The organism is Paraburkholderia sp. GAS42 (assembly GCF_050436565.1).
In the GTDB taxonomy this organism is placed as follows: domain Bacteria; phylum Pseudomonadota; class Gammaproteobacteria; order Burkholderiales; family Burkholderiaceae; genus Paraburkholderia.
In genome coordinates this window covers 373,493-393,751 of the sequence record NZ_JBNDML010000002.1, presented here as the reverse complement: position 1 = coordinate 393,751, position 20,259 = coordinate 373,493, and the positions used below count along the sequence as shown (strand labels likewise).

The 20,259-nt window shown below is 63.3% G+C and carries 17 protein-coding genes; 10 read left to right on the top strand and 7 right to left on the bottom strand.

Going from position 1 to position 20,259, the window contains the following annotated elements; translation table 11 throughout:
• Window positions 1-345 precede the first annotated feature (345 nt).
• A complete protein-coding gene (locus tag P3T16_RS04380) occupies window positions 346-1,548 on the bottom strand; it encodes a porin (RefSeq protein WP_429341305.1) in 1,203 nt (400 codons plus the stop codon).
• 142 nt (window positions 1,549-1,690) lie between these two features.
• The gene (locus tag P3T16_RS04375) at window positions 1,691-2,527 is read right to left on the bottom strand and encodes an NAD-dependent epimerase/dehydratase family protein (RefSeq protein ID WP_429341304.1); all 837 of its coding nucleotides are present in this window, start codon (window positions 2,525-2,527) and stop codon (window positions 1,691-1,693) included.
• 821 nt (window positions 2,528-3,348) lie between these two features.
• Here P3T16_RS04375 and P3T16_RS04370 point away from each other — a divergent pair.
• The 6 genes from P3T16_RS04370 to P3T16_RS04345 all read left to right on the top strand — a co-directional run bounded on the left by P3T16_RS04370 (window position 3,349) and on the right by P3T16_RS04345 (window position 9,296).
• A complete protein-coding gene (locus tag P3T16_RS04370; protein WP_429341303.1) occupies window positions 3,349-4,059 on the top strand; it encodes a 2Fe-2S iron-sulfur cluster-binding protein in 711 nt (236 codons plus the stop codon).
• Between the two features lie 11 nt (window positions 4,060-4,070).
• Window positions 4,071-5,072: an FAD binding domain-containing protein gene (locus P3T16_RS04365; protein WP_429341302.1), complete on the top strand. Its 1,002-nt coding sequence runs from the start codon at window positions 4,071-4,073 to the stop codon at window positions 5,070-5,072.
• A complete protein-coding gene (locus P3T16_RS04360; protein ID WP_429341301.1) occupies window positions 5,069-7,294 on the top strand; it encodes a xanthine dehydrogenase family protein molybdopterin-binding subunit in 2,226 nt (741 codons plus the stop codon). Before P3T16_RS04365 ends, P3T16_RS04360 begins: the two co-directional genes overlap by 4 nt.
• 203 nt (window positions 7,295-7,497) lie before the next feature.
• On the top strand, window positions 7,498-8,088 hold the full coding sequence (locus tag P3T16_RS04355) for a nucleotidyltransferase family protein (protein WP_429254379.1): 591 nt from the start codon (window positions 7,498-7,500) through the stop codon (window positions 8,086-8,088).
• Between the two features lie 205 nt (window positions 8,089-8,293).
• Complete coding sequence (locus P3T16_RS04350) at window positions 8,294-9,010, top strand: PIG-L family deacetylase (RefSeq protein WP_429341300.1); 717 nt, start codon at window positions 8,294-8,296, stop codon at window positions 9,008-9,010.
• Between the two features lie 124 nt (window positions 9,011-9,134).
• A complete protein-coding gene (locus tag P3T16_RS04345; RefSeq protein ID WP_429254377.1) occupies window positions 9,135-9,296 on the top strand; it encodes a hypothetical protein in 162 nt (53 codons plus the stop codon).
• Window positions 9,297-9,377: 81 nt separating this feature from the next.
• Here the strand turns inward: P3T16_RS04345 and P3T16_RS04340 are convergent, their stop codons facing one another.
• From P3T16_RS04340 to P3T16_RS04325, 4 genes are read right to left on the bottom strand one after another with little or no spacing between them, the layout of a single operon-like run.
• On the bottom strand, window positions 9,378-10,445 hold the full coding sequence (locus tag P3T16_RS04340) for a 2-aminoethylphosphonate aminotransferase (protein WP_429341299.1): 1,068 nt from the start codon (window positions 10,443-10,445) through the stop codon (window positions 9,378-9,380).
• Window positions 10,445-11,623 carry a phosphonopyruvate decarboxylase gene (gene aepY, locus P3T16_RS04335; protein WP_429341298.1) on the bottom strand — a complete coding sequence of 393 codons (1,179 nt, stop codon included), beginning with the start codon at window positions 11,621-11,623 and terminating at the stop codon, window positions 10,445-10,447. The genes P3T16_RS04340 and aepY overlap by 1 nt, the downstream gene beginning before the upstream one ends.
• Window positions 11,620-13,311, bottom strand: coding sequence for a phosphoenolpyruvate mutase (aepX, locus tag P3T16_RS04330; protein WP_429341297.1), 1,692 nt, complete (start codon window positions 13,309-13,311; stop codon window positions 11,620-11,622). The genes aepY and aepX overlap by 4 nt, the downstream gene beginning before the upstream one ends.
• Window positions 13,308-14,072, bottom strand: coding sequence for an NTP transferase domain-containing protein (locus tag P3T16_RS04325; RefSeq protein ID WP_429341296.1), 765 nt, complete (start codon window positions 14,070-14,072; stop codon window positions 13,308-13,310). Before P3T16_RS04325 ends, aepX begins: the two co-directional genes overlap by 4 nt.
• Before the next feature lie 515 nt (window positions 14,073-14,587).
• Here P3T16_RS04325 and P3T16_RS04320 point away from each other — a divergent pair.
• Window positions 14,588-16,132 carry a methyl-accepting chemotaxis protein gene (locus P3T16_RS04320; protein WP_429341412.1) on the top strand — a complete coding sequence of 515 codons (1,545 nt, stop codon included), beginning with the start codon at window positions 14,588-14,590 and terminating at the stop codon, window positions 16,130-16,132.
• 299 nt (window positions 16,133-16,431) lie between these two features.
• The gene (locus tag P3T16_RS04315; protein ID WP_429341295.1) at window positions 16,432-18,162 is read left to right on the top strand and encodes a peptidoglycan D,D-transpeptidase FtsI family protein; all 1,731 of its coding nucleotides are present in this window, start codon (window positions 16,432-16,434) and stop codon (window positions 18,160-18,162) included.
• 12 nt (window positions 18,163-18,174) lie between these two features.
• Here P3T16_RS04315 and P3T16_RS04310 read toward each other — a convergent pair whose 3' ends face one another.
• The gene (locus P3T16_RS04310) at window positions 18,175-19,281 is read right to left on the bottom strand and encodes a diguanylate cyclase (RefSeq protein WP_429341294.1); all 1,107 of its coding nucleotides are present in this window, start codon (window positions 19,279-19,281) and stop codon (window positions 18,175-18,177) included.
• 268 nt (window positions 19,282-19,549) lie between these two features.
• Here P3T16_RS04310 and P3T16_RS04305 point away from each other — a divergent pair, with 268 nt between their 5' ends.
• Complete coding sequence (locus tag P3T16_RS04305; protein WP_429341293.1) at window positions 19,550-19,834, top strand: hypothetical protein; 285 nt, start codon at window positions 19,550-19,552, stop codon at window positions 19,832-19,834.
• A gap of 101 nt (window positions 19,835-19,935) precedes the next feature.
• Window positions 19,936-20,259 (top strand): DUF1330 domain-containing protein, encoded by a 324-nt coding sequence (locus P3T16_RS04300; RefSeq protein WP_429254369.1) that lies wholly within the window; start codon window positions 19,936-19,938, stop codon window positions 20,257-20,259.

Here is a 20,259-nt window from a genome sequence, read left to right as displayed (position 1 = left end):
AGGCTCTTGATATCGGTCATCCTACAACATAACCGATGTTCGTCGCAACCTGACGCGCCCGTATTCGAGGATATTCAGGCAGAGACAACCGGCTTCCCGAACCAGACCAGCTCGCTTGTTGGCCTAGATGTACGACGACATATAACAAAGAAGTCGCGCTGAACACGATGCACAACGTAACGGTCGGCGGAGGCGCAAATCAGGAGGAAGCGTGGGGCGAAGACAATTCTTCGCCCCACACCATTGAAGCCAGCAGGAAACTGACTTCAGATGCCCGTCGGGTTACAGCGGACGAGCCATGTGATGCGTGGCGGCGTCCATGGACGCCGCCAGCCAGCTACGCGATCAGAACTTGGTAATGATGCCTACGCCAGCAGCAAACATGCTGCGTGACGAAGACGGAGCACCGTTCTGGCCGTCGCCGATAACCGCGGTAGCATTGATGATGTTGCCCGCGCCCTTCGTTCCCAGCGTCTGGCCATTCGCACGCGTGTAGGCCTCCAGCGCGTACAGCCCGGTGCGCTTGGACAGGCTGTAGAACTGCGAAAGATTGAACTGCTGATAACTCGCCGCGCTCGAGATGCCATTCGATTCGGTTGCACGCGTGTAGCTATAGCCAGCAGCCAGATCCAGCGTCGTAATCGGCTTGAAGTGCAGCACCGCGCCGCCCGTGTTGAAGGTCGCCTGGTCGTGGAACTTCGAGTTGGTGCCCGGGATGTACTGCACGTTCGAATACGAGAACGAGACGTCCCACTGCTTGGTGAACGCGTAACCACCCGTCACCGCTACGCGTTGCTGCGCCTGCGCCGTCTGATATCCGTTGTTGACGCCGGACACGGCCGCCTGGGCGCCTGCGTTCGATGTCGTCGAATCAGGGCCCCACGCACCGCCGCCAGGCGTCGAGTTATTGATGCGCTGGAAGCCCGCCGCGATACCGACCGGACCGTTCAGGTACTGCGCCGCCGCGCTCCATGTCGAGCCGGCATTGAAGCTGCCCGGCACGCCGCCGATCGAATAAGACCCGCTCACCGTCAGGCCGTACATGCTCGGCGACGTATACACCACCGAGTTGTTTGCGCGGTACAGCGTATCGAGCGAATCGATATCGCCCGGGTGCGCGCCGTAGGCGCCAGTGAGCCACGTAGTCGGGCTGTATGGCGAAAGCAACGTGTAGTACGACGTGTACTGACGACCTGCGGTCAGTGTGCCGTACGAGGAATTGGTCACGCCCACGTAAGCCTGGCGATTGAACGCGAGGCCCGGGACCGACTGTGCACCGTTGGCGCTGTTAAAGCCCTCTTCGAGCTGGAAGATCGTTTTCGTGCCGCCGCCCAGATCTTCACTCCCCTTCAGGCCGAACCGGCTACCCGCCCACACGCCGTTGATCATCTTGACGACCGAGTGGCCGCCGGTTGTCGAACCGAGCGACGTCTGGCTGCTCTGATACCCGATGCCCGCGTCGACAATCCCGTACAGCGTCACGCTGCTCTGCGCGTGTGCGCCCAGCGCGACCAGACCAAGGGCCGAGGTTGCAATTGCTTTTTTCATTTAGACTCCTCTGTAAAAATCTTTTTGCCTTCTGTGGCGCCCGCAAAGCGTTCCATTCTGCGAGGCCCCCATCGCCGCTCTTCATCCGTACAACGGGCTCGCCCAGCGGATGGACAAGCCAGCAGGTTCTTGCCCGGCGCGGTCAAGTCGACCGACCGGCAGCAGCGCCCGACGCGTCTGCGTCGATGTCGTCGCGCGAATAATCCAGGCCGACGAAGCTGCCGCCCTGATAGCGCTGACCCAGGGCGTCGAGCGGGTTCGGCGCGGCCAGTATTTCCGCGGCGTATACCTCGGCGTCCTGCTGCGGCTGGTAACCCAGGTGTTCGGCGCCACGGTTATCCCACCAGCTGCGCTTGTTGGCCGAGACGCCCCAGATGACCGTGAACCCGACATCCTCGGCCTCGATACATCGGTCGAGAAAATGCATCAGGTCCTCGTGGCCGAACCAGGTGCTCAGATGCCGCGGCTCGGTCGGCCGCTCGAGGCAACTGCCGATGCGCACGCAGACACTTTCGATGCCGTGCTTGTCCCAGTACATCCTTGCCAGTGATTCGCCCCACACCTTGCTCAGGCCGTAGAAGCCATCCGGACGCAACGCGCAGTCGAGGCTGAGATGTTCGGTGACCGGGTACATCCCGATCGCGTGGTTCGAGCTCGCGAACACCACACGCCGCACGCCGTGCCGACGGGCGCCTTCGTACACCTCGACCAGCCCGCGCAGGTTGTTTTCAATGATTTCGGGCAGCGGACGTTCCACGCTCGTGCCCGCGAAGTGAATGAGCACATCCACGCCTTCCAGCAGGCGATCGACGACCGCGGGATCGCGCAGGTCGCCATGCATCACATCTTCTCCGTCCACGAGCGGTGTCAGCGGGCGGGAACCCGCGGCTGAGCGCAGCGGAATGTCGCGCGCGAGCAACGCTTTCCGTACGACCGAGCCGAGCTGGCCGCCGGCTCCACTAAGTGCAATCTTCTTCATAACCTTCCTTTACAGCGCTGCGGGCCATTGAGCCGCGACACAGGCGCGTGCCCCGGCGACACTCCAGAATGCGCGGCCCTGCGACGCGTGGAGCGCCGCGACAGCGCTGGCTTGAGCCAGCGTGCGAGAGACTGGATCGAGCACGGGAGTTCTTCTAATGGCTGACAGGTGCGCCGGTGAACCGACAACTTGTCGGAACACCGCCTTGTTGTACGACAACGTACTATCAGCGATGACCCGGCGAATTTCAATTAGGCATTTACACCTATAGATGTTGAGCCTTTCCTGACAATGGATGTCGGAAAGGTCCCGCGAGCAGCATTTTAATTATGGGATGTCGTACAACATGACATCAGATCGACCTCACTACCCTGTTCCGGTCGGACGAAGCCGTTGTGATGAAGGCGCAAACGCTGCGACGGGCATGCGTTGTCGTGCAGCGCAAGGCGTCCTTGCAAACAGTTCGATCCGCCGACCGTGCGTCCGCCGCAACGCTGTTCGATACGGCTACGATGCAGCCGTAAAAAATAGATGCGAGCGCAACGATCACGAAAATCGACGCATCGATGTGTCACTCCGCTTTCATCCAGAAAGCCTCGCGCGACGCTCTTTACTTCATCGATCATCAAGCGCAACGTGCAGCGTTGACGCGCTCCGTTGCCATTTTTTCCCGACGTTTTCCTTGCCGGTACGCGCGCCTTTGTGTGTTGTGCGCCACTCGCCAGTGGCATCGAAATTGCTGAATGAACCGATGTCCCCCGGTGCAGGAACACGCTGTGTCGCGACGCTGCACCGACCTTTCAAGGAGCAGGCAGAACGTCATGTCCAGTCACCCAGAACGTCAGAATCCCGATACGGGACCGAGCGACTCATCCACCGTTTCAGCGCCCCTGCCGAACACATCGCGGCGCCGCTTTCTGCAATCGGCCGCCGCTGCCGCGACAGTCGGCGCCGCGCCGCAACTGCGCGCCCAGCAGCAACCCGCTGCGCCGCCGCCAGTTGCACGCACGCCTGTTCCCGCGCGCCCTGTCACACTTGGCATCAATGGCCGCGACTACACGCTGCATCTCGAACCACGCGTAACGTTGCTCGACGCGCTGCGTGAATACGCGGGCCTGATGGGCACCAAGAAAGGCTGTGATCGAGGGCAATGCGGTGCGTGCACGGTGCTTGTCGAAGGACGTCGCATCAACTCGTGTCTCACGCTTGCAGTGATGCATGAAGGCGAAGCGATCACGACCATCGAAGGACTCGCGCGCAACAACGCGTTGAGTCCGATCCAGCAGGCGTTCGTCAAACACGATGCATTCCAGTGCGGCTACTGCACACCGGGGCAACTGTGTTCCGCGACTGCGTTACTCGATGAATTCAAGGCCGGCACTGCAAGCGCGGTCACTGGGGACGTGCGTTTCCGGCCGCCACACCTTTCAGATGAAGAGATTCGTGAGCGCATGAGCGGCAATCTGTGCCGCTGTGGCGCCTATCCGAACATCGTCGCGGCGGTGCGCGCGGTGAACGACGGTCAGACCTGAGGAGACCCGTCATGGAAGCGATCTCCTACGAACGCGCCAGCGATGTGGCCAGCGCGGTCCGCGCAGCGCAACAGCATGGAACGGCATTCATCGGCGGCGGTACGAACCTGCTCGACCTCATGAAAGGTGGCGTCGCGCGACCGGTCAGGCTCGTCGATATAACCCATATACGCGGACTCGACACGATCGATCCGCTGCCCGATGGCGGCCTGCGCATTGGCGCACTGGTACGTAACAGCGATGCAGCGAATCACACGTATGTGCGTCAACGTTATCCGCTGCTGACTCAGGCGTTACTCGCCGGTGCATCGGCGCAACTGCGCAATATGGCGACTGTCGGCGGCAATCTGATGCAGCGCACGCGTTGCTATTACTTCTACGATCCCGCCTTCGTTCAATGCAACAAACGGGAACCGGGCAGCGGCTGCGCGGCGATCGATGGTCATACGCGCATGCACGCGATTCTCGGTGCAAGCGCGCAGTGCATCGCGGTGAATCCTTCGGATATGAGCGTCGCGCTCGCGGCGCTCGATGCCGTTGTACGCGTGAGCGGTCCGCGCGGTGAACGGACGATCGCGTTCGGCGATTTTCATCGCTTACCCGGCGATCGTCCCGATCTCGATACGACGTTACAGCCAGGCGAACTGATTACGTCCGTCGATCTGCCGCCGCCGATGTTCAGCGATCACGCGCACTATCTCAAGGTACGCGATCGCGCGAGCTACGCATTCGCGCTGGTTTCAGTGGCCGCCGCACTGCAGCTCGACGGCAACACCGTGAAGAGCGTGCGTATCGCGCTAGGTGGCGTCGCACACAAACCGTGGCGCGCGAACGTCGCCGAGCAGATGCTCGCAGGACAAACGTTGAGCGACGCGAACCTGCAGTCCGCCGCAGCGGCTGCGTTACGCGGCGCGCGACCGCAACGTGACAACGCGTTCAAGGTACAGCTCGCGCAACGGTCCATTGTTCGCGCGCTCAAACAGGCTGCCGGTCAGCAGGGAGGTGTCGCATGAACATGATCGGCCACCCGCTCGACCGCACCGACGGTCTGCTGAAAGTCACGGGCGAAGCGCGCTACGCCGCCGAGTTTCCTGCTGCGAGACTCGCGCATGCGGTACTGGTGACGAGCACGATTGCGCGCGGCAGCATCGCTTCGATCGACGTTGCACGTGCGCAGGCCATGCCTGGCGTGATACTCGTGATGACGTACCAGAATGCAATGAAGCTGCCCGACGGCGGACGCGCGCCGCTCACGCCGCCCGCAGGCCGTCATCTGTCGCTACTGCAGGATAACCAGGTTCACTACAGCAATGAGCCGGTTGCGGTCGTCGTCGCGGAGACGCTCGAACAGGCCACGGACGCCGCCCGCCAGTTGCACATCACATATCAGACCACGCAGGCCACGCTCGATTTCACACGCGCGAAATCCACCGCGCACGCGCCTGACCGACCGCAGGGCCGACAAACCGACACGCAGCGCGGCGACATCGACGCGGGCCTTGCGAGCGGCACGACACGCATCGACGCGGTCTACACGACGCCGATGGAACATCACAATCCGATGGAACCGCACGCGACGATGGCCATCTGGGACGGTCCGACTCTCACGCTGTACGACTCGACACAAGGCGTCTCCGGCACGAAGACCGCGGTATCGAGTACGTTCGGCATCGCCGCCGACAACGTACACGTGATCTCGCCGTTCGTCGGTGGCGGCTTCGGTTGCAAAGGCTCGTCGTGGTCGCACGTCACGTTGTGCGCGATGGCGGCGAAACAGACGGGCCGGCCCGTCCGGCTCGCGCTGGAAAGACCGCAGATGTTCGGCCCCGTCGGCGGCAGGCCGATGACCGAGCAGCACTTCACGATCGCCGCGCGCAGCGACGGCACGCTCACCGGCATGCGGCATGACACGTTTGCAAATACGTCCGTCATCGAAGACTGGACCGAAACCTGCGCGATGGTCACGCGTATGTTGTACGCCGTGCCGAATCAGGCCACCACGCACCGTCTCGTGCCATTGAACGTCGGCACGCCCACCTTCATGCGCGCGCCTGGCGAAACGACCGGCTCGTTCGCGCTCGAATCCGCGATGGACGAGCTCGCGTGGGCATTGAAGATGGACCCGATCGCGCTGCGCCTGAAGAACTACGCGGAGGAAGATCCGCAGGAACACAAGCCGTGGTCGAGCAAGGCACTGCGAGACTGCTACCGCATCGGCGCGGAGAAATCCGGCTGGTCGCACCGCACGGCGGCCCCACGTTCGATGCGCAACGGCAACACGCTGATCGGCCTCGGCATGGCGACCGCCACCTATCCGGCGAACCGCAGCGCAGCCGCGGCGATCGCGCGGATTCTGCCGGACGGCACCGCGATGGTCGCATCGGGCACGCAGGATCTCGGCACCGGCACCTACACGGTGATGACCCAGGTCGCCGCGGACGCAATGGGGTTTTCGCCCGATACCATCCGCTTCGCGCTAGGCGATTCGTCGCTGCCACAGGCGCCAGTGTCGGGCGGTTCGCAGTCGGTCGCGAGCGTGTCGCCTGCGGTGCGCGATGCGGCGACGCAGGTGCGCGGCAAGCTGGTGGCAATGGCGATTGCCGACCCGGCTTCGCCCGTCCACGGTGCAACGCCCGACGAGGTCACCGTCGAAAACGGCTGGGTGATCAGCGTGAAGGATGCGTCGCGCCGCGATCCGGCCGGCGCGATCCTCGCCCGCGCGGGCGGCCAGCCCATCGAGGCGCATGCCAGCGTCAAACCCGGCGACGAGAAGCAGAAGTTCTCGTTTCACTCATTCGGCGCGGTGTTCACGGAAGTGCATGTCGATGCGGACCTCGGCACGATTCGCGTCGCGCGGATAACCTCTGTGTACGGCGTCGGGCGTCTCCTGAACGCGAAGACCGCGCACAGCCAGTTGATGGGCGGCATCGTCTGGGGCATCGGCGCGGCGCTCGAAGAGAAAACCAGCCTGGACACGCGCTACGGACGCTTCGTCAACGCGAACCTCGCCGAGTACCACGTGCCGGTGAACGCCGATATCAACGCGATCGACATCAGCTTCATCGACGAGGTCGATCCTTATATCAACTCGCTCGGCGCGAAAGGGATTGGTGAAATCGGCATTACAGGTGTGCCGGCGGCCATCGCGAATGCGGTTTTTCACGCGACAGGCGTGCGCATACGCGATTTGCCGATTACACTCGACAAGGTGATAACGGGTTCCACGCAAGCGTGAAGTGCCGTTTCATGCGCAATGCAGAGCGCGTATGAAACGACGCTGAAACGCATTGGTGCGCGGTCGTGTCGGAGCGACATGACCGCGCTTTTTTTTGGTGCATCGGCGGCGCGTGTCCCCGCGCGCATTCCCGGCGATCCCGGCTTGCCTGATGGCGCGTTGCGCCGCACAATCGGAACATCTCCTTTCCCTCGGTCCTGTCCATGCGTTATGCCTCGTCCGCCACTGGCGTGCTGCTGGCCGCCGGTTACGGGTCGCGCTTCGATCCGGAGGGCATTCGCAACAAGCTGCTCGCGCACCTGCCCGACGGCCGGCCAGTCGCGCATGAGGCCGCTCATCGACTGCTGATGATCGTGCCGCTCGTGCTGGCCGTCGTCAGGCCGGGTTCCGACGCGCTTGCGCGCGTGCTCAACGACGCAGGCTGCGAGGTGGTGTTTTCGGTCGACGCCGAGCGCGGCATGGGCGCGAGCCTGGCGGCCGCGGTCGAGGCGAGCCGCGATGCCGAAGGCTGGATCGTATCGTTGGCCGATATGCCGCGCATCGCGGTCTCGACAATCGAAGCGGTGGCCCGAAAGCTCGATGAAGGCGCGACGCTGGTCGCGCCGTTCTATAAAGGCGAGCGCGGGCATCCCGTGGGATTCGGCGCGGAACATTTCGATGCGCTGGTCGCGCTCGATGGCGATACGGGCGCGCGCGACTTCTTCAGGCGACACGACGTCACGCGGCTGGACGTCGACGATCCGGGCATCCTGCGCGACGTGGATACGCCGGACGATCTGCTCGGGCTGGCGTAGGACGGGTTTGCTGAGGCGCACCGCGCCGGTCCTGGGCCGCGCTCCCGCCACAGTTCGCCGCTCACCGCTTGACACCCGGGCACGCCGCTTGCAGATACGGCACGTGGTCACACAAGCGTCCTCATTCCGGTCTAAGCTGACGGAACCGTCTGCCGGGAACACGCGTCGCGCCGTCCATCGTGCGATCTGCGTCACTCACGAGACCATGAGCGAAACCAGTCCGCGCCTCTTTGTCGTTTCTCCGCATTTCGACGACGCCGTATTCAGTTGCGGCGCGCTGCTCGCGACGCATCCCGATGCCGCCGTCTGTACCGTGTTCGCCGCGCCGCCTGAACGCGAGATGCATACCGAATGGGACGCGCTATCCGGATTCGCCGGCGCGCACGAAGCGGTCCACGCCCGCACGATCGAGGACAACAACGCGCTTGCCGCGCTCGACGCGATCCCTGTGCGCATGCCGTTTCGCGACGGCCAGTACCTCGACTCGCCGTCGATCAGCAAGCTCGCCGCCGCGCTCGAAGAGATCATCTATGGATCGACGGCCAATACGCTGCTGATGCCGCTGGGCCTCTTTGACAGCGATCACGAACTCGTCTCCGATGCGTGCTGCGAAGTGCTGCCGCGGCTCGCGCACCTGTCGTGGTTCGGGTATGAGGAAGCGATTCACCGGCGTCAGCCGGGCGTGGTGGAGGCGCGACTCGAAGAGCTTGCGCGGCGCGGCATCGTCGCGACGCCCGTGTATCCGGTTGCGCTGTATACCATCGATCCGGCGCGCCAGGCGCTGGCCAAGCGCGAAGCGGTCAATGCGTACACCAGCCAGTTGAAGGCTTGCGGCCCGCATGGCTGCGACGACGTATTCGCGCCGGAGCATTACTGGCAATTGAACATGACGCGCAAGCCCGCCCGTCACGCGAGTCAATGAGCGTCGCCGCACGGATACGTCTGCATCCCGGCGGCGTTTGGCCTACGCTAGATAGGATGTCCCTCGATCAGCAGGCGGTGCGTCCGCCGCGACCGGCGGACGCACCCCGCACACGAGGTAAGGTATGACGTATGACATGCAGACCACTCCGGTTCCCGACCCGCTCGCGGACCCGACGCGCGATCCCGAAGGCGACCCGCTCGCACCGCCCTCCCCAGGACACAACGACGAACCACAGCATCCCGATGGTCCACCCAGCAAGGACCCGGTAATCGAGCCGGACTGACCACAGTCCGGCAGAGGGCCGCCTTGCTGACCCGCCGCCCGGGCTGCTGCGGCCCTGCCCTGGTTCGTCACCGCCTTCCAGTCAGCGTACGAGCCCGGCGAAGCCTTGCAGCAGACGGTCGATATCGGCCGGGTGGATGTTGCCCATTGTCGAGATACGGAACAGTTCCGCCGACAGGCCGCCTTGCCCGGCATAGATCACGAAGCCACGCGCCTTCAGCGCATCGTGCAGTTGCGGGTACGTGATGCCCGTGGGCAACCTGTACGCGCGCAAAACCACCGAGGACTGCTCCGGCGGCACCGCGCTCTCGATCCCCAGCGCGGCCAGCCCGGCGCGCGCCTGCTCGGCGAGCGCCGCGTAGCGTGCGTGGCGTGCGGTCCAGCCGCCTTCGTCCTCGAGTTCGCGCAGCGCTTCGACGAGCGCGTAATACGCATGCACCGAAGGCGTGAACGGCGTGTTGCGCTGATCCTGAAGCTTCGCGAGACGCCCAAGGTCGAGATAGAACGTGCGGCTGGCGGCGTTCACCAGCGCCGGACGACGCACGATCACGAACGACGCGCCCGGCACACCGTGCACGCATTTGTTCGCCGTCGCCGCGATGGCGTCGATGCCGCCGTTGTCGAAGTCGATCGCCTCGGCGGCGAAGCTGCTGACGCCATCCACCAGCAGACGGATGCCGCGCTGCTGGCACGCCGCGCCGAGTGCGGCCAGATCGTTCAGACGGCCCGTCGTCGTTTCATGATGGATCACGGCGACGTGGGTAAAACCACGGTCGGCATCCAGACACGCGGTGATGCGGTCGAGATCCGGCGCCTGCATCCAGTCGTGCTTCACCGTTTCATGCGCGATGCGGTACTGGCTCGCGATCTGTGTGATCCGCTCGCCGTACACGCCGTTTTCGATGATCAGCAGCTTGCCGTCGTCCGGCACGAGCGCGGCAATCATGCTTTCGACGGCCGCCGTGCCTGAACCCGTCATCAGCACGGCCTGCCATTGCGCCGGATCGAGGTCGTACAGATTGACGAGACGCGTGCGCGCTTCTTCCTGCAGATCGAAGAACTCGCTTTCGCGGTGGCACAGGTCCGTCTGGAGCAGACTCTGACGCACGCGTTCGGTCAGCGTGACAGGGCCGGGATTGAGCAACAGCATCAACGCACTCCTTGATCCGTGCCGATGTGGCGCATCAGACGCGTCTTCACATCGGGCGGGGTGATGACAGGACGCGGCAGGCCGTCGGGCGTGCCACGCTTGATGGACACACGCACGAAACGCGTGCCGTCTTCGGATGGCGCCGACGTCAGGACCTCGTCGATCAGCGAAAGATCGTCGCCTTCGACGGCCGACGCATAGCCGCACGCCGCCGCCACGCCCGCAAACGACACAGCCGGCGAAACGGTCGACTGGCCGCCGGTCGAATCGTGCGCGCCATTGTCGAGCAGCACGTGCGTGAGGTTGGACGGACCGTAAGCGCCGAGCGTCGCGAAGACGCCCATGCGCATCAGCGCAGCGCCATCGCCATCGAGCGCGACCACTTTCAGGTCCGGACGTGTCAGCGCCAGACCGAGCGCGAACGGCGTCAGGCAGCCCATCGAGCCGACCATGTACAACTGGTTCGGACGATCGTCGATTGCGTAGAGTTCGCGGCCGCAAAAGCCCGTCGACGCGAGTACGACGGTCGACTCGACCGGCGTGTGCGCGATCACGCGCTGCAATGCGTCGTGACGCGTCGGCAACGCATCCTGCGGCGCGCCGGTCGACGTCGAGCGCGCCTCGACCAGCGTACGGCGTAGAGGCGCCGCACCCTGCTTCAGTTCATAAGGCGCGACGCTGCCCTTCTGCATCACGAGCGCGTACGGACGACCGGTTTCGTCCATATGTGCGATCGCGCGGTCGAGCGCGGGACCGATCGCATCCGCTTCAGTGGGGAACGTTTCCCACGGGATTTCCATCGTGTCGAGCATGGCCGGCGTGACCGGACCCATCAGCGCGTGCTGAGGTTCGTCGGGCACACCAGGCTGGCCGCGCCACGTCACGATCAGCAGTTGCGGCAGTTTGAACGTCCACGTCAGCGACGTCAGCGGACTCACCGCATTACCGAGGCCCGAGTTCTGCATCATCGTGACGCCCCGCCGGCCGTTGCGTGCGCCGAGCGTCACGCCTGCGATCAGTGCAACCGCATCGCCCTCATTCGCCGCCGACACATAGTGCAGCGACGGATCCTGAAGCACGTAATTGATGAACGGCGTCAGATACGAGCACGGCACGCCCGCGTACCAGTCGAAGCCGCGTTCACGCGCCGCTTCGACAAACTGCGCGGCTTCGATCATCGAGCCTCCTTGCCGGTCGTGCCGCCCACGGCAAACGGCGTCTGCTCATGTGCAAAATCGCCCGCGCGACGGAAATCTTCGAGGTCGTTCACGCCGCGCCAGTGGCCGTGCACGTATTGCACTTCGATCTGTTCGCCCGCTTCGACGAGCGCGTTCAGCAGCGCCGGCATGTCGAGCGAATCGAAGTCCTTCTGCTCACGCAGCTTCGCGACGACGGCCTTCAAGCGGTCACGTCCTTCGCCGCGCACGTTCAGCAGACCGACCCAGCGGCCATCCGGCTTTTGCGCATCCTTCTGTTCGCTGGACACGCGCGTCAACACCACCTTGTTGCCGAACAGACCGCGATCGTCGGCAGCCGAGCACCACGCGAAATCGCGCACGCTGCTGTTTTCCGTTTGCGTCAGCGAAGAATCGACCACGACGCTGAAGTCCGCTTCGCTTTCGACGAGATCGCGCAGGATGTAGCTGCGGAACAGCAGGTCGCCGTACGAGATCACCGTATCGGTTTGCAGACCATCGATCGCGCAGGCCAGCGATGCGAGTTCACCCGTTTCCGCATGACGCTCGTTGACGACGAGCTTCACGCCCGCCGTATCGATCGCATCGGCGCGATAACCGCCGACCACTGTGATGTCATTCACGCCCTGCTTCTTGAACGCGTCGACGAGCCAGCGCAAGAGCGGCTTGCCCGCGATCGGCAGCATCACCTTCGGACGATCGGTCGTCACCGCTTCGAGGCCCGCGCCACGGCTCGCGGCAAGCACCACCGCCGCGCCCGACGTGCGCGATGCCGACAGGTAGCGCTTTTCGGCTTCCGAGTATTCGTCGGCGTCCTGCAGACGGAAGATTTCGTTGACCGGCGCGATGCGGTCTTCGACGTCGACGAGCGTTTCGTTCGTATAGATCTCTTTCGCGACGGCCTGCATCGCCGTGGTTGCCGAGCGGATCAGATGGTTCGCCCAGATCACCGTGCTGATGCCGGCCTTGCGGAACACTTCAGTCGGCGTGCTGTAGTACTTGGTCGGCACGATCACGAGCGGACCGCGGCCCGCCCATTCGCGTGCGAATTCGAGAATCTCGTCGGGGCGTGACAGCTTGCTGTGAATCAGGATCGCATCGGCGCCCGCCTGACGGTACGCTTCCGCGCGACGCAGCGCTTCGTCCATGCCCCAGCCGGCGATCAGCGCTTCAACGCGCGCGACGATCGAGAAATCGTCGTCGGTCTGCGAATCTTTGCCGGCCTTGATCTTGCCGCAGAACTCATCCATTTCGGCGAGCGGCTGACGCTCGCCATTGATGAAGCTGTTCGTTTTCGGGAACTGCTTGTCTTCAATACAGACGCCCGCTACGCCGCGTTGCTCCAGCTTGCGCACCAGACGCCGCACGTTGTTGAAGTTGCCGTAGCCGGTATCGCCGTCGAGCAGGATCGGCAGATCGCTGGCGTCGGCCATGAATTCGAGCGTGTCGACGACCTGCGTCCAGCTGGCTTCGTTGTTGTCGCGCACGCCATATTGCGCGGAGATCGCGAGGCCCGACGCCCAGATACCGCGAAAGCCCGCTTCGCGCACGATGCGCGCCGACAGGCCGTTGTGCGCTTCCATCAGGAATTCGAGTTCGTTGCCGACCAGCATCTGGCGCAACCGGGCGCTGCGCGAAGCAGTCAGGAAAAGCGGATCTCTTGCATTCATCGTGTGACTCCTACAGTCCTCTGAAGGCGCGGCAGGACTTCGTTGCCGGCACGCGCCACATCGTTGGGAAAATCGATTTCGATCCACGGCGCGCCGGTGACGTCCGCGATATCGAATGGGTGCTTGCCTTCGAGCAGCAGATCGCGCACCGCTTCTTCATGCGGCATGTTCGAGCGACCCGTGTCGATATAGCCCGCGACGATTTCGGCAAAACGTCGCGCAGTGTCCTCGTGGAAGCGGAAAAAGCCGACCGATTCGCCGATCGTGTCGTACTCGAGGCCGACGGCCAGCTGCTTGCGGAATTCGACAGGCACGCCATCTTTCAGACACAGCTTGACGGGCTCGTCGCCCGGTTCGAAGCCGCGATCGAGCAGCATGCGGTTGACGTTTTCGCCGGCCACGAGCGCGGAAAGCATGCGTTCGTCGTAGAGCACGTCGGCGTCCATCAGCAGCACGTCGCCGCCGCGCGTGAGTGCTTCTGCGACCGTGTGCACAGTGAGCACGCTGCCAAGCTGGTAATCCAGATTCAGCACGATCTCGGGATACGGCTCGCGGCCGAGCCGTTCGAGTTCGTCGCGTACCCGTTCGGGCCGGAAACCCAGCGCGAGCACGATGTCGTCGACACCGGCGGCGTCCAGCAACTGGAGATGCCGTTCGAGCAGCGAAACGCCGTCAAAGCGCAGCAGGCATTTTGGAAACTGCTCCTCGGGAGGCTGCTGGAGGCGCAGGCCGAGTCCCGCAGCAAGAATAATGGCTCGCATGAGTTTTTCCAGTGCAAAAGGGAATCGGGTTTGAAATGAATGGGCCGTCAATCTCGCGTCCCACCCGGTTTTTATCTGCCGCAATCGATCGTCTTCAGGCGATATAAAAGCGGTGTCTTACGAACTGAAAGTGGCGACTATAAACGAAATAAAACGGCGCCGTCTTCCGGCTGCGAGCCTTATGGCAATTGATGGAGTTGCGGGGAAAATTGTGCGATTTTCATTTGCGTCATGTGGCATATTCTGGCGAAATTAGCTGAATAAAGCCGCAAACGATTAAATCAGATTCTGATTATCGGCACTCAATCGGAAGTCGCACGGATTAACGTCACGATCGGCGCAAAACAGCATTCCATCACTCGGCGAAATCCCCCTATTTGTCTGTCAATTACGGGTTTTCCCTTCCTGTGCTGCACAGCACACGATGCCGTAAACGCGTTCGTGGCATCGCCTGTCTGCCAGCCTCTCAATTCAGCCTGCTTCGATCGACGGAAAACGCGTACACCATGCAGAAGATGACTCTCAATAAAAAACTCGGCTCGATGATCGCCGTCCTCTGGATCGGTCTGATCCTGATCGGCGCATTCGGCGCGATGCAGAACCGTGAATCAATGATCGCTGACCGGCGCGACCAGCTGACCTTCCTGGTTCAGCAGGCCAACAACATCGTCAACCGTTACTACACGCTTGCGCAGCAACACACGATTACCGAAGAAGAAGCGAAAAAGCAGGCGCTCGCCACGGTTGCCGCCATGCGCTACGGCAAGGACGGCTACCTTTCGATCAACGACTCGCAGCCCGTGATGCTGATGCATCCGTTCAAGCCGGAAATGGTCGGCAAGAACCTGGGACAGTTCGCTGATCCGAAGGGCAATCACCTGTTCACCGATATCGTGAAGACAGCTAGCGCTGCCGACGGCGGTTTCGTCGACTATCTGTGGGCCAAGCCCGGCAGTCAGGAACCCGTCGCGAAGACAAGCTACGCGCTGCGCTTCGCACCGTGGGACTGGATCATCGTGACGGGCATGTACATGGACGACGTGCAGTCGGCGTTCTACGCGAACCTGCTGCGCTGGCTCGCGATCACGGCCGTGCTCGGCGGCGTCGCGACGGTCGTGATGATGCTGGTGCTGCGCAGCGTGCGCCGCACGCTCGGCGGCGATCTCGAAGTAGCAGTCGAAGCAGCGCAGCGCATGGCGCATGGCGATCTCGCGACGACCGTGCCGGTGCTAAGCCACAACGACCATAGCAGCCTGCTGTTCGCGCTTCACACGATGCAGCGCGGTCTCGTCGATACGGTTTCGCGCGTGCGGCTTGGTACGGACAACATCAACGTCGGCGCGACGGAAATTGCCGCCGGCAACACCGATCTGTCGCAACGCACCGAAGAACAGGCCGCCGCGCTCGTGCAGACCGCGTCGAGCATGGACGAGATGACGGCCAACGTGAAGCACAACGCCGACAGCGCATTGCAGGCCGCGCAGCTCGCCGGCCAGGCGGCCGATGTTGCGACGCGCGGCAGCAAGGTCGTCGACGATGTCGTGCGTACGATGGGCGAGATCACCACCAGCTCGCGGCAGATCGGCGACATCATCGGCGTGATCGACGGCATCGCGTTCCAGACCAACATCCTCGCGCTGAATGCGGCGGTCGAAGCAGCGCGTGCCGGTGAACAGGGACGCGGCTTCGCTGTCGTCGCTTCCGAAGTGCGCAGCCTCGCGCAACGGTCGGCCACGGCCGCGAAGGAAATCAAGGCGCTGATCGAAACATCGACGGATACGGTGGAAGAAGGCGCATCGCTCGTGGCGAATGCGGGCTCGACGATGACGGAGATCGTGCAGTCGGTGCGTCGCGTGAACGAGATTCTTGAGGAAATCAGCAATGCGTCGCGCGAACAGAGCGCGGGCATCGAGCAGGTGAACCGCGCAGTCGGTGAGATGGACCAGGTGACGCAGCAGAACGCGGCGCTGGTCGAGCAGGCGGCAGCGGCGGCGCACTCGCTGAAGGACCAGGTTGGCGTATTGCGTGAAGCAATCGCGAGCTTCTCGCTGCCGGCCTGATCACTCGACGCTTGCAGGAATAACAAAAAAAGAAGGCGCCCGGAGATCGGCAGCGCCTCGGAAACACGCCGCGTCGGGGACGACGCATTGACAGAACGAACCGCCCGGCCGGGTTTTTAAAAGTATTTTCGGCCGGGCGTTTTCTTTTCCGGTTCGCATCAGGGCTGGACCTGCCGTTCCGGTTTCCCGTATCGCGCGGGCACCATGTTCGATGCAGAGCCCTGCCCGGCTCGTTGTGTGATCAAGGACCGTCCGCATGGCGCTGGCATAGAGATTACGATCTCATTACAATCGGCGGCATGAACCTGAAGAACACGCCACCGCACCGCGATCCGCACGCGGGCGCCACGAGGAACCCGATCCTCGCCTCCCGTCTGCCGATGTGGCGCTCGAAGCTGGTCGTCCTGCTCATCTTTGCCGCGTTTGCGTCGCTGGTCGGGCGCGCGTTCTGGATCCAGGTCGCGAATCAGGACTTCTATATCGGGCAAGGGCAAAAGCGCTATCAGCGCACGATCGAACTCGACGCCACGCGCGGACGCATCGTCGACCGGCATGGCGCGATGCTCGCCGTGAGTCTCGCGACCTACGAGATTTGGGCCACACCCCGGCTGATTCACGAAGCCGCGTTCGGACCGCTCGCGACAATGCTCGATGTGCCGGTCGCGGAACTGCGGCGTCGCCTCATAGCCGACAAACAGTTCGTGCTGCTCAAGCGCCAGGTCGATGCCGACACTGCGGAAAAAATCGACAAACTCGGCCTCGCGGGCATCACGCAGATCGCCGATACGAAGCGCTTCTATCCGGAAGGCGAATCGGCAGCACACGTGGTCGGCTTCACGGATATCGAGGACAAAGGCCAGGAAGGCATCGAACTCGCCGCCGACGCATGGTTGAGCGGCGAACCTGGCGAGCGCGAAGTGATCCGCGACCGGCTGGGCCGCGTGGTGTCCGAGACGCGGCCGCTCGTGCCCGCGCAGAACGGCGCGACGGTCCAGCTGACAATCGACCGGCGCATCCAGCAGCTCGCCTACGCGCAATTGCGCTCGGCCGTTGAAAAACACAGCGCGGAAGCCGGCAGCGTCGTGGTGCTCGACGCGCGCAATGGCGAAGTGCTCGCGCTCGCCAACTGGCCCACGTTCGACCCAAACGATCGCGCGCGCCTGACGGGGCGGCAACTGCGCAACCGCGCCGTGGTCGATACGTTCGAGCCGGGCTCGACGATCAAACCGCTTGTGGTCGCCCTCTCAATCGATGAAGGCAAGGTACGGCCGCACAGCATCATCGATACGACACCGGGCAGTTACCGGATCGGGCCGAACGTGATTCACGACACGTCGGATCACGGCCGCATGACCGTGGCCGAGGCCGTGCAGAAATCGAGCAACATCGCGCTCGCGAAACTCGCGCTCAACCTGCCCGCGGAAACGATCTGGACGAAGTACCAGGAATACGGGCTTGGCCAGGCGCCGGAACTGACGTTTCCGGGCGTCGCGTCCGGCAAGGTGCGACCTTACAAACGCTGGCGTCCTATCGAGCAGGCGACGATGGCGTACGGCTACGGTCTGTCGGCATCGCTGCTGCAGATCGCGCAGGTCTACACCGCGTATGCGGGTGACGGCACGTTGCATCCCGCGACGCTGCTGCTCGATCACGCCCAGACCGGCGTCGACGCCAGGCCGCGGAGCACAGGTCATCGCGTGACGATGCCTGCTACCGCGGCGTCGATCCGCTCGATGCTGGAAATGGCGACGGGCCCGGGCGGCACAGGCCGCGCGGCGGCGATCGAAGGGTATCGGGTGGGCGGCAAGACCGGCACCGCGCGCAAGCAGGTGGGCGCAAGTTACGCAAAGAACCGCTATCGTGCGCTCTTCGTCGGCATGGCGCCGATGAGCGATCCACGCCTGATCGTCGCCGTGATGATCGACGACCCGGCGGGACGTACGTTTTATGGCGGCACCGTGGCAGGCCCGGTGTTTTCGTCGGTGACGAGTGGCGCGCTGCAACTGCTCGGCGTGCCACCGGATGCGTGATGGGGCTAAAGCTTAAAGCCCGTCTGGCGAGTCACTCGTGAGCGCCTGCACGCGATTGCGGCCGTTGCGCTTGGCTTTGTACATCGCGCGGTCGGCTTCGTCGATCAGCGTATTGCCAAGCGTGGCCGCGTCGTCGCGGCGTTTGCTGGTGCGCGCCGATACGCCGATCGACACCGTCAAGCCGATGCGTGTGCCGTCTTCACCGAGCAGTTCAAGCGTCGATACTGCCTGGCGCACCCGTTCAGCGACGACCAGCGCATCCTTCAGATCGCCCTGCAGCAACGCGGCGAACTCTTCCCCGCCGTAACGCGCGAGCGTATCGCCCAGTCGCACCTGTTGCCGCACGCAGGCGGCCACGAGCACCAGCGCGCGGTCGCCCGTCGGATGGCCGTGCGTATCGTTGATCTGCTTGAAGCCGTCGATGTCGATGAAAAGACAGGCGACCGGCAGCGCATAACGCGCCGCGCGCATGGTTTCCTCGCGCAGGCGCTCGTCGAAATAGCGGCGGTTCGCGAGACCGGTGAGTGGATCCGTCATGCCGAGCTGCTTGAGCCGCTCGCGGTGCGCGACGTTGTCGAGGCTTGCGTTGACGATTGTCGCGAAGCGTTCGAGGATGTCGGTTGCCATGCCTTCCGCGAAACGGCCTGCGTTGTCGCTGCCGAGGCACAGATAACCCATCGCGCGGCCGGCGCTGGTTAGCGGCAGCACGATTGCGCTGGCGGCTGGCGTCTGGCCTTCGAAGAACGCGTTGCGCGCTGTCTCGCCCATTTCGCGCGCCGTCCCGAGCCACGGACGGTCGCCCTGACACAGTTGCGCACCCGCCTCGCCGATGTGGCGCGCGGTCTTCAGCTGGTGGCTGGCAGGCCTGTAAGGCGCTTCCGGCGACAGCAGTTCGTGCAGCATCGGCGCGCGGTCGTCGAGCCAGAGCAGGACGCTCGTCAGCGTGAATTCACGCGGCAGACGGGAGAACAGCGTGTCGAGGAAATACTGAAAGTCCTGCGCGCCGATCAGGTGCAGTTCCACGTCCTGGAAGCGGCGTAGCGTGCGCTCGTTGTGCTGAACAGTGTCGATCAGAGAGCGCAGGCGATCGGAAAGCGGCGTTTGGGCGAGGTTCGTCACGTTATCGGTTGGGCGGCGTAGCGAGGCGAACTCATCGGCCTCATCGTTTCAGTTATCGGCCGTTTTTTCCGACTCTTGAGCACTTTCGCGGTGCAGCGCAAGACAAAGGCCTTTCGAGCGGTTTGCGATGCGCTATCGCACCCTGCAGACAGCCCACAGATTGCTCGCCGCGCAACGGTTTATTGTGGAAAGTGCTGCCGCGCTGCGCCATTTCGCGACCTACCATTCTTAAGTCGATTAAATGTCGACTTAACTTGGTGAGGCCGTCATGAAAGCTATTATTTTCGTTGCAGCTGCGGTTATGGCGTCCGTGTGGTCGCTGGCTGCACAGTCACAGGAAAACGCGCCGATGAACCAGTCGGATTCGACTTATCCCCGGAGCGTTTCGACAGATACGACGACGCAGCCGACGCAGCAAACGGCGACGCCTGAAGCCACGCAGGCTGTGGGCGGGACAACGCCGATGTCGTCTCAGTCGGGGACGGGGTCGGCGCAAGGCCCACGCGGTGGTATTGCACCGTCGCTGTTTGACCAGGTGTTTCGGGGGAACTGAGGCAGGCCATTACCTCCCAGGTAATCGAATCACAACACGCGTATCGCTATCCTCGCTTCATACCGGTGCCACCTGCACCGACTACGAAGCGAGGAATTACCATGTCTACTTACGCGGTTGCGCATCTGCATGAAGTCACGATGGGACCGCCCATCGTCGAATACCTTGAACGCATCGACGCGACGCTCGCCCCTTTTGGCGGGCGTTTCATGGTGCACGGCGGTCCATACGAGCGACTCGAAGGAACATGGCGCGGCGACCTCATCATTATTCGTTTCCCGGATCGTGAGCATGCACATCAGTGGTACCGCTCGCCAGCGTATCAGGCGATCCTGCCGCTACGCACCGACAATTCCATCGGCGACGTGATCCTGATCGACACCGTGCCTTCGGACCATCTGGCGACCGACGTCCTCGTTAAATAG